This window comes from Merdimonas faecis (assembly GCF_001754075.1).
GTDB classification, from domain to species: Bacteria; Bacillota; Clostridia; order Lachnospirales; family Lachnospiraceae; genus Merdimonas; species Merdimonas faecis.
Window position 1 is genome coordinate 49,598 of sequence record NZ_MIEH01000002.1, and the last position, 12,621, is coordinate 62,218.

Annotated in this window: 13 protein-coding genes; all 13 read left to right on the forward strand. The window is 50.4% G+C overall.

The features are described 5' to 3' along the window. The first annotated feature begins 6 nt into the window (after window positions 1-6). The gene (locus BKD12_RS00900; RefSeq protein ID WP_070087514.1) at window positions 7-1,995 is read left to right on the forward strand and encodes a CoB--CoM heterodisulfide reductase iron-sulfur subunit A family protein; all 1,989 of its coding nucleotides are present in this window, start codon (window positions 7-9) and stop codon (window positions 1,993-1,995) included. Further along, window positions 1,986-2,429, forward strand: coding sequence for a hydrogenase iron-sulfur subunit (locus tag BKD12_RS00905; protein ID WP_070087515.1), 444 nt, complete (start codon window positions 1,986-1,988; stop codon window positions 2,427-2,429). The genes BKD12_RS00900 and BKD12_RS00905 overlap by 10 nt, the downstream gene beginning before the upstream one ends. Then, window positions 2,417-3,391, forward strand: a complete 975-nt coding sequence (locus BKD12_RS00910) for a 4Fe-4S dicluster domain-containing protein (protein ID WP_070087516.1) — start codon at window positions 2,417-2,419, stop codon at window positions 3,389-3,391. The genes BKD12_RS00905 and BKD12_RS00910 overlap by 13 nt, the downstream gene beginning before the upstream one ends. 3 nt (window positions 3,392-3,394) lie before the next feature. Then, window positions 3,395-4,432, forward strand: a complete 1,038-nt coding sequence (locus BKD12_RS00915) for a 4Fe-4S dicluster domain-containing protein (protein ID WP_070087517.1) — start codon at window positions 3,395-3,397, stop codon at window positions 4,430-4,432. A 6-nt stretch (window positions 4,433-4,438) separates the two neighbouring features. Beyond that, on the forward strand, window positions 4,439-5,293 hold the full coding sequence (locus BKD12_RS00920; RefSeq protein ID WP_070087518.1) for an FAD/NAD(P)-binding protein: 855 nt from the start codon (window positions 4,439-4,441) through the stop codon (window positions 5,291-5,293). An 18-nt stretch (window positions 5,294-5,311) separates the two neighbouring features. Continuing rightward, a complete protein-coding gene (locus BKD12_RS00925) occupies window positions 5,312-5,986 on the forward strand; it encodes a 2Fe-2S iron-sulfur cluster-binding protein (protein ID WP_070087519.1) in 675 nt (224 codons plus the stop codon). Between the two features lie 14 nt (window positions 5,987-6,000). After that, a complete protein-coding gene (locus BKD12_RS00930) occupies window positions 6,001-7,602 on the forward strand; it encodes an FAD-dependent oxidoreductase (RefSeq protein ID WP_070087520.1) in 1,602 nt (533 codons plus the stop codon). A gap of 15 nt (window positions 7,603-7,617) precedes the next feature. Continuing rightward, on the forward strand, window positions 7,618-8,775 hold the full coding sequence (locus BKD12_RS00935) for an aspartate-alanine antiporter-like transporter (RefSeq protein WP_083262775.1): 1,158 nt from the start codon (window positions 7,618-7,620) through the stop codon (window positions 8,773-8,775). A gap of 48 nt (window positions 8,776-8,823) precedes the next feature. Beyond that, window positions 8,824-9,666 (forward strand): fumarate hydratase, encoded by an 843-nt coding sequence (locus tag BKD12_RS00940; protein WP_070087521.1) that lies wholly within the window; start codon window positions 8,824-8,826, stop codon window positions 9,664-9,666. After that, on the forward strand, window positions 9,667-10,221 hold the full coding sequence (locus tag BKD12_RS00945; protein WP_070087522.1) for a Fe-S-containing hydro-lyase: 555 nt from the start codon (window positions 9,667-9,669) through the stop codon (window positions 10,219-10,221). A gap of 153 nt (window positions 10,222-10,374) precedes the next feature. Then, a complete protein-coding gene (locus BKD12_RS00950; protein ID WP_176730900.1) occupies window positions 10,375-10,644 on the forward strand; it encodes a hypothetical protein in 270 nt (89 codons plus the stop codon). Between the two features lie 57 nt (window positions 10,645-10,701). Beyond that, a complete protein-coding gene (locus BKD12_RS00955; RefSeq protein WP_070087524.1) occupies window positions 10,702-10,989 on the forward strand; it encodes a hypothetical protein in 288 nt (95 codons plus the stop codon). A 178-nt stretch (window positions 10,990-11,167) separates the two neighbouring features. Then, on the forward strand, window positions 11,168-12,505 hold the full coding sequence (locus BKD12_RS00960; protein ID WP_070087525.1) for a hemolysin family protein: 1,338 nt from the start codon (window positions 11,168-11,170) through the stop codon (window positions 12,503-12,505). The last annotated feature ends 116 nt before the right edge of the window (window positions 12,506-12,621 follow it).

Consider the following 12,621-nt stretch of genomic DNA (forward strand, 5'->3'; position numbering starts at 1 on the left):
TGGAAGGTGCAGAGGATAGGAGTGTTTGTCTGTCATTGCGGCACGAATATCGCGGCAACGGTAGACGTTAAAAAAGTAGTGGAAATGGCCCTCCATGAGCCGGGAGTGGTTCATGCGGAGGATTATCAATATATGTGCTCGGAAGCCGGACAGGAGAAGATCCGGGCGGCAATCCAGGAAAAGAACCTAAGCGGCATCGTAGTCTGCTCCTGCTCGCCCCGGATGCACGAGACCACCTTCCGCGGCGCGGCAGAGCGGGCCGGATTGAATCCATATATGGTGGAGATCGCAAACATCCGTGAGCACTGCTCCTGGATCCATAAGGATATGGAGGAAGCGACTGAAAAGGCTGTGATCCTGATGCGGGCGGCGGTGGCTAAGGTGAATTTAAATACGCCGCTGAAGCCGGGAGAGAGCCGGGTAACCAAGCGGGCCCTGGTGATCGGCGGAGGCATCGCCGGGATCCAGACAGCGTTGGACATCGCGGACGCAGGGTACCCGGTGGACATCGTGGAGAAGACGCCCAGTATCGGAGGAAGGATGTCCCAGCTTGACAAGACCTTCCCTACCCTGGACTGCTCGGCCTGTATCCTGACTCCAAAGATGGTGGAGGCAAATGCCCATCCCAATATCAACATCTATACATACAGCGAAGTGGAAAAGGTATCTGGCTTTGTGGGGGATTTTACCGTAGACATCCGTAAGAAAGCAAGAAGCGTGGATATGTCCAAATGTACCGGATGCGGCGTATGTCAGGAGAAATGCCCCAGCAAGAAGACCCCCAGTGAGTTTAACAGAGGGCTGAATAACCGGAGCGCTATCTACACCCCGTTTGCCCAGGCGATCCCCAATGTGCCGGTAATCGACCGGGAAGCCTGCATTAAGTTTAAGACCGGGAAATGTGGGATTTGCTCGAAAGTCTGTCAGGCCGGCGCGATCGACTATGAGCAGGAAGATGAGATTATTACCGAGAAGTACGGAGCCATCGTGGTGGCTACCGGTTTTGATATGATCAAGCTGGATGCCTATGATGAATATGCATACAGCCAGAGCAAGGACGTAATCACCTCCCTGGAGCTGGAGCGTATCATGAATGCGGCCGGACCTACCGGAGGACACCTGGAGCGTCTGTCCGACGGCAAGGCTCCAAAGGAGATCGTGTTTATCCAGTGCGTGGGAAGCCGCTGTGCAGACAACAGAGGGAAGAGCTACTGCTCCAAGATCTGCTGCATGTATACGGCAAAGCATGCCATGCTGATCCGGGACAAATATCCGGATGTAAACGTAACCGTCTTTTATATCGATGTGCGGACGCCGGGCAAGAACTTCGACGAGTTTTACAGAAGAGCCGTGGAAGAGTACGGAGTCAACTACATCAAAGGCCAGGTAGGAAAGGTGATCCCCAAGCCGGATGGAAAGCTTCTGGTGCAGGGAGCGGACCTTCTGGATAATAAGCAGATCTTAAAGGAAGCGGATATGGTAGTCCTGGCGGCGGCCATCGAGCCAAATCCGGATGTGCGTAAGATCGCAACGATGCTGACTGCCAGCATCGACACCAATAACTTCCTTACCGAAGCCCATGCAAAGCTTCGTCCGGTGGAATCCCCGACGGCGGGCGTGTTCCTTTCCGGTGTGTGTCAGGGACCAAAGGATATTCCGGAGACGGTATCTCAGGCAGGAGCGGCGGCCGTGAAGGCGATCGGGCTTCTGGCTAAGGATAAGCTTCTTACCAACCCATGTACGGCACATTCCGACGAGCTTTTGTGCAACGGATGCTCCCAGTGTGCGAATGTTTGTCCGTATGGAGCGATTACATACGAAGAGAAAGAAGTGAACGACCACGGAATCCGGGAAGTAAGGCGTATTGCGGTAGTCAATGACGCACTGTGCCAGGGCTGCGGAGCATGTACCGTTACATGTCCGTCCGGCGCTATGGACCTGCAGGGATTCTCAAACAGACAGATTCTAGCGGAGGTGGATGCGATATGTCGATAGAAGCAAAAGAAGAATTCAGACCAAAGATCGTGGCGTTCTGCTGCAACTGGTGCAGCTACGCAGGTGCGGACCTGGCAGGCAGCAGCCGCCTTTCCTATTCGGCGGACATAAAGATCATCCGCGTGCCCTGTTCCTGCCGTGTGAATCCTATGTTTATCCTGCGGGCATTTGAGCGGGGAGCGGACGGCGTGATCATCTGCGGATGCCATCCGGGAGACTGCCACTATACATCCGGCAACTATTATGCCAGAAGAAGGATGACGCTTTTATTCTCCATGCTGGATTATATCGGTGTGGAAAGCGGACGGACCCGTGTGGAGTGGGTATCTGCGGCAGAGGGTGTAAAATTTTCCCAGACCATGCATGAGTTTGTGGAAAAGATCCAGTCCCTCGGGAAAAACGTAAGATTGGAGGATTTAAGATGCAGGAAATAGTAAACCGTGCAAAAGAGCTGCTGGCGGACGGAACCGTTAAGAGAGTGCTTGGATGGAAAGCCGGAGACCTGCCTTACAATCCGGAACCGGCTTACTTTGAAAAAGAAGAGGATTTCGAAGATTTCGTGTATAACGGATTCTGCGGAGCGAATTTAAGCAAATATATGATCGAGGCCTCCAAGCTGGAGGGGAAGACGCTGGTTTTCTTAAAGCCTTGTGATACATACAGCTTTCAGCAGCTTTTGAAAGAGCACCGGGTAGACAGAGATAAAGCTTATATCATTGGCGTGGGCTGTAAAGGAAAGCTGGATATTGAAAAGATCAGAGGCCTGGGCATTAAGGGGATCGAGAGTATCGAGGGAGCCGAGATCGAAGACGAGGCAGAGACTCTGAAGATCCAGACCTTTTATGGAGAGAAGACCTGTGCCTACAAGGACGCTATGCTGGAGCGGTGCCATGTCTGTAAGGGAAAGGATCATATGATCTATGATGAACAGATCGGAGAGTCTAAGGAGACGAAGGATGCAGACCGGTTCGCAGAGGTAGAAAAGATCGAGGCTATGAGCCCGGAAGAGAAATTTGCCTTTTTCCAGAAGGAGTTAAGCAAATGTATCCGCTGTAATGCCTGCCGGAATGTATGTCCGGCCTGCAGCTGCCGTAAATGTGTGTTTGACAGTAATAAGTTTGACAGCTCGCAGAAAGCCAATGTGGATTCCTTTGAAGAAAAGATGTTCCATATTATACGGGCCTTCCATGTGGCAGGCAGATGTACGGACTGCGGCGAGTGCAGCAGGGTATGCCCACAGGGAATCCCGCTCCATCTTTTTAACCGGAAGTTCATCAAGGATATTAATGAACTGTACGGCGAATATCAGGCGGGAGCCGATCTTGAGGAGAGAGGCCCCTTAACCAGTTACCAGTTTGATGATGCAGAGCCTGGGATCGTGGCAGAAAGGAGATAATGGATGTACAAGATAGCGAGAGAGAATCTGACAGCATTATTTCAGAAAATTGCTGCAGATCAGGAATTATATCTTCCGGTACGGACTGCGGATCAGGTGAATTTTGGTGTGTGGACCGAAGATGCGGACGTGGATCTTGACACGTTAAAAAGTGTGAAATCGCCTAAGGATGTCTTCTTCCCTCAGAGCGAGACACTGTACACCTGCATCCGGGACGGGAAGAAGCTTAAGGTTGAGCCGGAGGCATTAAAGGAGCAGGACTTTGTCGTATTTGGAATGAAGGCCTGTGACTTAAAAGGCGTGGAGGTGCTGGACCGGGTATTTCTTTCGGATCCTGTGGACAGCTTCTATGCGGCAAGAAGAGATCACGGCACCATCGTAAGCATGGCCTGTCATGAGCCGGAGGAAACCTGCTTTTGTAAGGTGTTTGGCGTAGATGCGGCTGACCCGCAGGCGGATGTGGCCACCTGGATGATCGGGGACGATCTGTACTGGAAGCCTGAGACAGAAAAAGGGCAGAAGCTGACGGAGAACCTGGCAGACCTGCTTGAGAAGGCGGAGGACGCCGGAAGCGAAGCGGCTGTAGGAGAAGAGCAGGAGAAGATCCGGACTATTATAGAAAAACTCCCTTACTCCAATCTTTCTCTGGAAGGATGGAACGGGGACGTGCTGATGGAAAAATTCGAGTCGCCGGTGTGGGAGAAGCTTTATAAACCCTGCCTGGCCTGCGGTACCTGTACGTTTGTATGCCCCACCTGTCAGTGCTATGACATTAAGGACTACGATACCGGACACGGGGTACAAAGATACCGCTGCTGGGATTCCTGCATGTATTCGGATTTCACCATGATGGCTCACGGAAACAACCGGACCTCGCAGAAGGAGCGGTTCCGTCAGCGCTTCATGCATAAGCTGGTTTATTTCCCGGCTAATAATGACGGGATGTATTCCTGTGTGGGATGCGGAAGATGCGTAGAGAAATGTCCGGCGGCCTTGAATATCGTGAAAGTCGTGAAAGCATTTCAGGAAGAGGAGGTGTAAGGGTTCATGAGTGAATGTACCTGTCATAAAAACTACAAATTAGATACTCTGATCCCGCAGGTGGGCGTTATCACCGATATCCGGGAGGAGACACCGGATGTAAAGACCTTCCGGGTCAATGCACCGGAGGGAGGAAAGCTTTTTGAGCATATGCCCGGACAGTGTGCAATGCTGTGTGCTCCGGGAATCAGCGAAGGCATGTTTTCCATCACCTCATCTCCGACCAACAAAGAATATCAGGAATTCAGCATTAAAAAATGCGGTATGCTGACGGATTATCTTCACAGCCTGGAGGTGGGCGACGAGATTACCGTGCGGGGACCTTACGGGAATCATTTTCCGGTAGAGGATGAGCTCCTGGGAAAGAATCTTCTGTTTATTGCCGGAGGAATCGGACTTGCGCCGCTTCGCTCCGTGATCAATTATGTGCTGGATAACCGGGAAAACTACGGTACCGTTGATATTGTATATGGTTCCAGATCCGCAGACGATCTGGTGCAGTTAAAAGAAATCCAGGAAGTCTGGATGAAAAAGGAAGGGGTCAATGTTTATCTGACCATCGACCGGGAACAGGAAGGCTGGGACGGCCACGTAGGATTCGTTCCCAATTATGTGAAGGAACTGGGATTTGACGTTAATAAAACTGCCCTGGTCTGCGGACCGCCGATCATGATCAAGTTTACTCTGGCCGGATTAGAGGAGCTGGGATTTTCCAGGGAACAGGTCTACACAACGTTGGAGCTTCGCATGAAGTGCGGCGTAGGAAAATGCGGCAGATGCAATATCGGATCAAAATATGTATGCAAGGACGGCCCTGTATTCCGCTGCGATGAAGTGGATGAAATGCCGGATGAGTATTAAGAAAGGAAACGAATTCTCATGGAAAAGATGGTAAATGTATATTTTTTCGGTAAGAAATACAGCGTGCCTGCGGACCTGACGATCATGACCGCCATGGAATATGCAGGCTATACCCTGAAGCGCGGCTGCGGATGCCGGCACGGATTCTGCGGCGCCTGCGCCACGATCTACAGGATCAAGGGAAAGAACGAACTGAAGACAGGGCTCGCCTGTCAGACCCAGGTGGAAGAGGGCATGTATGTGGCAAGTATCCCCTATTTCCCCACAGATAAGAGGACTTATGACATTGACGAGATCCGTCCGGAGCAGAGGATCATGATGGAGCTTTATCCGGAGATCTACAGCTGCATCGGCTGTAATGCCTGCACCAAGGCCTGCACCCAGGACCTGAACGTTATGCAGTATATCGCTTATGCTCAGCGAGGGGATTTTGAGAAATGTGCGGAAGAATCCTTCGACTGTATCGGATGCGGCTGCTGTTCAGTCCGCTGTCCCGCAGGCATCTCTCACCCGATGGTAGGCGTACTGGCAAGACGTCTGACAGGAAAGTATATCGCACCAAAGGCCGAGCACCTGGAAAACCGCGTCGAAGAGATCCATCACGGAGAGTATGACGAACTGATCGAGCAGATCATGGAAAAGCCGATCGAAGAGATGCAGGAGCTTTATAATACAAGAGAGATTGAGAAATAGGAGGAGGGATGACCATGTTTACACCGGAAATGATGGAGTCCGTGAAAAGAGTCGAGGCTACCAGGGCGGAACGTATGAAGACGGAGCCAAGGCGGATGACGGCAGAAGAAAAAGACAAGCTGCTGAAAGAATTTCACCCGGACTACAGAGAAGAAGCGTTTAAAGAGATCAAGATCGGACCGAATAAAGGACAGAAAGCGCCGGAAGAGCTGGTACACCTTCTTCATTCCAACAGCCGTCTGTTAGGCGAAAAGATCGACCTTTCCAAGGTGGACTATGACGTGGATGTGCTGGTCATCGGCGGCGGCGGAGCCGGAGCATCCGCGGCGATCGAGGCCCATGAGGCGGGAGCAAATGTGATGATCGCAACCAAACTCCGGATCGGAGACGCCAATACCATGATGGCAGAGGGCGGAATCCAGGCGGCGGATAAGGAGAATGATTCTCCTGTACAGCATTACCTGGACGCATTCGGCGGCGGACATTTTGCGGCAAGGCCGGAACTTCTAAGAAGACTTGTCATGGAGGCCCCGGATGCGATACAATGGTTAAATGACTTGGGAGTCATGTTTGATAAGGATGAAAACGGACGGATGGTCACCACCCACGGCGGCGGAACATCCAGAAAGCGGATGCATGCCTGCAAGGATTATTCCGGAGCAGAGATCATGCGTACCCTTCGGGACGAGGTGCTGAACCGGAAGATCCCGGTGGCAGAGTTTACGGCTGCGGTAGAGCTTCTTAAAGATGAGAAAGGGCAGGTGGCAGGAGCCGTTCTTCAGAATGTGGAGACTGACGATTACCTGGTGGCCAGGGCAAAGACGGTGGTGATCGCTACCGGAGGAGCCGGAAGGATGCATTACCAGGGATTCCCTACCTCCAACCATTATGGGGCGACTGCCGATGGACTGATCCTTGGATACCGGGCAGGAGCGCCGCTTCTTTACCAGGATACGATCCAGTATCATCCGACGGGCGTTGCATTTCCTTCTCAGATCTTTGGAGCGCTGGTGACAGAGAAGGTACGTTCTCTGGGAGCACAGCTTGTTAATATTGAAGGCGAGGCATTTATGCATCCTCTGGAGACCAGAGATGTTGCGGCAGCCGGAATCATCCGTGAGTGTACGGCAAGAGAAAAAGGCGTGACTACACCGCTTGGCAGCGGCGTATGGCTGGATACGCCGATGATCGAGCTTTTAGGCGGGGAAGGAACCATTGAGAAACGGATCCCGGCCATGCTCAGGATGTATTTAAGATATGACATTGACATGCGTAAGGTTCCGATCCTGGTTTATCCGACCCTGCATTATCAGAATGGAGGCCTGGAGATTAACGGAGACGGATTTACAAAAGTCATGGATAATCTTCTGGTAGCAGGAGAGGCCGTGGGCGGTATCCACGGAAGAAACCGCCTGATGGGCAACTCGCTTCTGGATATCATCGTATTTGGACGCAATGCCGGAAAAGCGGCAGCTGCAAAGGCAAAGGATGTATCTCTTGGAACAATGAACCTGGATCATCTTGCCGCTTATGCCGAGGAACTGAAAGAGGCAGGCCTGGATACACACGACGTATCCCCGCTGCTGCTTCCGAAATATGCAAGACACGAGCGGTAAAGGAAGAAATGAAGAATGGAAATCATTACATGGTTCCGGGAAAGTGTGATGGGAAATACTCTGATGGTTGTATTTCTGGTAGCGTTTATCGGTTATCTTGTGGGAAGCATTAAGATCCGCGGGGTAGAGCTTGGAACAGCGGGAGTGCTGCTGGTGGCGCTGGTTTTTGGCCACTTTGGATTTGAGGTGCCTGATCTGGTGCGGGAGCTGGGACTGATCTGTTTTGTGACATCCGTAGGTTTCATTGCAGGACCGAAATTTTTCCGGAACTTTAAGCTGAACGCAAAATCTTATATTTTGCTGGGGCTGATCATCATCGTAGCAGGGGCGCTGACAACGGCAGCTATTATTGAGATCGCAGGAGTGCCTTCAGATATCAGTGTGGGCATGATGTCAGGGGCGCTGACCAGTACACCGGGGCTGGCGGCGGCTATCGATGCTACGGGATCGGCCAATGCATCTGTAGGATATGGGATTGCCTATCCCTTTGGCGTAGTGGGCGTGGTGCTTTTTGTGCAGCTTGTTCCGAAGTTTTTAAAGACGGATATGGCGGCGGAACGGGCCAGGTTTGAGGCAGCCCAGAATGTGGGTGACGATGCTCTGAAGAAAAAAGAGAAGCTGTTTATTGTGGATGAGATGGGGCTTTGTTCCTTTGCCTTGGCGATCGTGCTGGGGATCATCCTGGCAAAGATCGTGATCCCTCTGCCTGGAGGGGCAGAGTTTTCGCTGGGAACTTCCGGCGGACCCCTGATCGCCGGGCTGATCCTGGGACACTTCGGGCATGTGGGAAATATCAGCCTGCATGTGGAGAAATCTGTGCTGGAGTGCCTGCGGGAGTTTGGGCTTGCCATGTTTCTGATCGGAGCGGGTGTGGAGGCAGGCGCCGGATTTATTGAAATCCTGAAGGAACAGGGGCTGATCCTGTTTGTTTACGGTGCGCTGATTACCCTGATCCCGATGTTTATCGGATATTTTGTGGCGGTTAAGATGATGAAGTTAAGTCTGTTCAACACGCTGGGATCTATCTGCGGCGGAATGACCAGCACCCCGGCTCTGGGGACGCTGATCCGTGTGACGGGTACTGACGACGTGGCAAGCGCTTATGCGGCGACCTATCCGGTAGCGCTGGTATTCGTGGTGCTGTCCTGTCAGTTTATCGGGATATTCCTCTGATAGCTGGGCCGTGGTGAATGGAGAAGAAATCGAAAGGAGTAAATTGCCATGCGTGAGATTAATGTAAGCACGCTGACGGATGTGATCGAAAAGCTTTGTATTGAAGCGAATAATCACTTGCCGTCGGATGTGAAATGTGCGATTAAGGATTGCCGTGCCTGTGAGGACGGAGAGATTGCAAAGGGTGTTCTGGACAATATCATAGAAAATTTTGAGATTGCAGATAATGAGAATGTTCCGATCTGCCAGGATACAGGAATGGCCTGTGTCTTTCTGGAGATCGGACAGGACGTACACCTGACAGGCGGTGACCTAAGGGAAGCCGTGGATGAGGGTGTGCGCCGCGGATACGACAAAGGATATCTGCGCAAATCTGTCGTAAAAGATCCGGTGCGCCGGGGAAATACCGGAGATAACACGCCGGCTATGCTCTATACGGAGATTGTTCCGGGCGAGCAGATTAAGGTGACGGTAGGCCCGAAGGGCTTTGGAAGTGAAAATATGAGCCAGATCCGGATGTTTAAACCGTCTGCGGGACTACAGGGGATCAAAGACTTTATCCTGGAGGCTGTAGAGACAGCCGGACCGAATCCCTGCCCGCCTATGGTGGTGGGAGTCGGCATAGGCGGAACCTTTGATAAGTGTGCACTTCTTGCAAAAAAAGCTTTGATGAGACCGCTTGATTCTTCCAATCCGGATCCATTCTATGCGGATCTGGAAAGGGAGATGCTGGAAAAGATCAATGAGCTGGGCATCGGCCCCCAGGGATTCGGAGGAAAGACGACAGCCATCGGCCTGAATATTGAAACATTGCCGACTCACATTGCAGGAATGCCCTGTGCGGTGAATATCAACTGTCATGTGACACGCCACAAAACGGAGGTGATATAAATGGCTAGAAAGATTACCTTACCGCTGACAGAAGAGCTGGCAAAGACCTTGCATGCAGGCGACCAGGTGCTGCTGACAGGCACTATTTACACATCCAGGGACGCCGGCCATAAGAGAATGTGCGAGGCGCTGGCAAGGGGGGAAGAGCTTCCCTTTGACCCGACAGATGCAACCATTTATTATGTAGGCCCCACACCGGCGAAGCCGGGGCAGGTCATCGGCAGCGCCGGACCTACCACCAGCGGGCGTATGGATGCTTATGCGCCGACCATGATGTCGGTGGGCGCCAGAGGCATGATCGGGAAAGGAGCACGCCTCCCGGAAGTGGTAGACGCCATGAAAAAATACAGCGGCGTGTACTTTGGCGCCATCGGCGGCGCTGGCGCGCTGCTGGCCAAGTGCATCAAAAAAGCAGAGCTGATCGCCTATGAAGACCTGGGCGCAGAAGCCCTGCGGAAATTATATGTGGAAGATATGCCGCTTGTCGTTATCATTGACAGCGAAGGCAATAACCTGTATGAGCAGGGACGGAAAAGATATCTGGAGAACAGGTAAAATCGGGGACGTACACTTTTTGCAAAAGTGTACGTCCCCAATTGCGTTTTGGGGTGTCCCTAATTGCATTTGCCCCTGTCCCCAAATGAAATATTCTGATGAATTTATAACGGGAAATTGCTTAGTCCGATGGCTTTTATTCGAAAAGGATTTTTGACAAAATTTAAGGTGGAAGAGTTTGAAGACCAATATATTTATGAACTGGAACGTATAGAACGCTACGGGGCGGACGAGGTTGAAAACATATATATGTTTTATCCGGGGTTCAGGGAAATTAGTGTAGAAGGCGCCAGGAAGGGCGACAGGCCAAAAGTAGAGCGGACAGTACCATTTCTGTATCATTGGGAAATGGATAAAGACAACGACGCCTATAAGGTGACGATAGGAAAAGAGAAATATTATTTTGCGTGGCTCTTTAATTAAGCCATTGAATAGAGGGAAATTGCGGAGTGTCCTGGGGAAAAGGGGGCAGGGATACGAATGAATTTTTTTGAAAAGATTGTTTTTGCTTCATTAGCGGGAAACATGCTCCTAAGCGCCGGTGTATGGGGATTCTGGATGAATCAGATCCCTATAGTAGCATTAAATGAAATATGGCTGATTGTTAATATCCTCTTGATTCCAGCCGGAGTCTTATGGAAAAAGAAAACATGCCGGTTTGAATTAGGGCTGATGACCATATTGTTGTCCCTGTTTTGTTTGTGCGGAAATACTTTTCTGCTTTTATTTTCGCTTAGTGTACGGAACGAAAATTTTCATGCATTATAGAGAAAATAACAAAAGGGGACAGGGGATAATGCAAAAAGGGACATAGACAAACGCAATTGGGGACGTAGACCAAGTGCAAAAGTGTACGTCCCCATTACGTCAAAACAACTCTTGCGAAACGTACCGTAACATGATATACTCCTTCTAAAATGATTTGTTTTAGGAGGAGTTTTTTATTATGGACGCAGACCCTGCGGGGACTAGTATTATTTTCACATTAGTGCTGTTATTGTTTTTTACCCTGATGAATGCCTACTTTGCGGGAGCAGAGATGGCGGTTGTATCCGTAAACAAGACAAGGATACATACGCTGGCAGCGGATGGAAACAAGAAAGCGAAATTGATCGAGGGCTTATTTGAAGACTCGACTAAATTTTTGTCTACAATTCAGGTGGCGATCACATTTGCGGGATTCTATTCCAGTGCATCTGCGGCAGCCGGGCTGGCACCGTATGTGGCGGAGTGGCTGCAGAACTTTGAGATTCCATACAGCAGTGGAATTGCAAGAAACGGCCTGACCTTGATTTTGATGTTTTTTAATCTGGTGTTTGGCGAACTTGTACCCAAAAGGATCGCACTTCAGAAGGCAGAAGCCTTTTCTATGCTGACGGTCATGCCGATCCACTATATTTCGATCGTGCTTTCACCGTTTATCAAACTTCTTTCTGTATCTACAAAAGTGGTATTAAAAGCTTTGCATATGAAGACAGAAGACCAGGAGGAGGCCGTAACAGAGGAAGAGATTAAAGCGCTTCTAAAGATGGGAAATGAGACAGGAACCTTTGACGACGAGGAACGGGAGATGATTGATTCCGTATTTGCATTTGACGATCGGACGGCAAGGGAGCTGATGGTCCCGAGAAGGGATGTGTTTACCCTGGACATAGAAGAGCCTTTTGAAGAGATGATTGATGAGATTCTGGAGTCCCGGCATTCACGAATTCCGGTATATGAAGAAAATATCGACAATATTATCGGTGTTCTATATGTCAAGGATGTGATGATCGAGCTGAGAAAATCTCAGACAGCTAAGATGGATATCCGGAGTATGCTTCATAAAGCATTTTTCGTGCCGGAGACCAAGGAGGCGGACGCACTGTTCCGTGAGATGCAGAAGGCAAGAAAACGAATGGCAATCCTGGTGGATGAGTATGGAGGCTTTTCTGGTATCGTGACCATTGAGGATCTGGTAGAAGAAATCATGGGTGATATTAATGAAGAGTATGAAGAAGTTGAGCCGGAGATTGTTAAGCTGGACGAGCAGACCTACCTTCTGGATGGAGGAATGCAGATCTGGGATCTGAATGAGGAACTGGAGCTTTCTCTGGAAACAGAAAACTATGATACTCTGTCAGGATATCTGACAGAACAGCTGGGATATATCCCAAGCGAAGGCAGCAATGATGTGGTAGAAATCAAAGAAGATGGTTTGACCTTTGTGGTAGAGGAGGTAAAGGACAAGCGTATCACCAGGGTACGCCTGCATATTGAACCCCCCGCTGAAGAGGAAGAATAAGAAATAAAACAGACAGCATCTGGCCGTGTGAAATACGAAGGCCAGGTGTTGTTTTCTTTTTTTGCCCGTTTTATAATAAAATGAGAGTGCAAAATCAACGGATGAAAAAGAAAGGA

Coding starts and splice junctions, on each gene's coding strand:
- BKD12_RS00905 (WP_070087515.1), top strand. CDS start 1,986: ATGTCGATAGAAGCAAAAGAAGAATTCAGACCAAAGATCGTGGCGTTC.
- BKD12_RS00910 (WP_070087516.1), top strand. CDS start 2,417: ATGCAGGAAATAGTAAACCGTGCAAAAGAGCTGCTGGCGGACGGAACC.
- BKD12_RS00915 (WP_070087517.1), top strand. CDS start 3,395: ATGTACAAGATAGCGAGAGAGAATCTGACAGCATTATTTCAGAAAATT.
- BKD12_RS00920 (WP_070087518.1), top strand. CDS start 4,439: ATGAGTGAATGTACCTGTCATAAAAACTACAAATTAGATACTCTGATC.
- BKD12_RS00925 (WP_070087519.1), top strand. CDS start 5,312: ATGGAAAAGATGGTAAATGTATATTTTTTCGGTAAGAAATACAGCGTG.
- BKD12_RS00930 (WP_070087520.1), top strand. CDS start 6,001: ATGTTTACACCGGAAATGATGGAGTCCGTGAAAAGAGTCGAGGCTACC.
- BKD12_RS00935 (WP_083262775.1), top strand. CDS start 7,618: ATGGAAATCATTACATGGTTCCGGGAAAGTGTGATGGGAAATACTCTG.
- BKD12_RS00940 (WP_070087521.1), top strand. CDS start 8,824: ATGCGTGAGATTAATGTAAGCACGCTGACGGATGTGATCGAAAAGCTT.
- BKD12_RS00945 (WP_070087522.1), top strand. CDS start 9,667: ATGGCTAGAAAGATTACCTTACCGCTGACAGAAGAGCTGGCAAAGACC.
- BKD12_RS00955 (WP_070087524.1), top strand. CDS start 10,702: ATGAATTTTTTTGAAAAGATTGTTTTTGCTTCATTAGCGGGAAACATG.
- BKD12_RS00960 (WP_070087525.1), top strand. CDS start 11,168: ATGGACGCAGACCCTGCGGGGACTAGTATTATTTTCACATTAGTGCTG.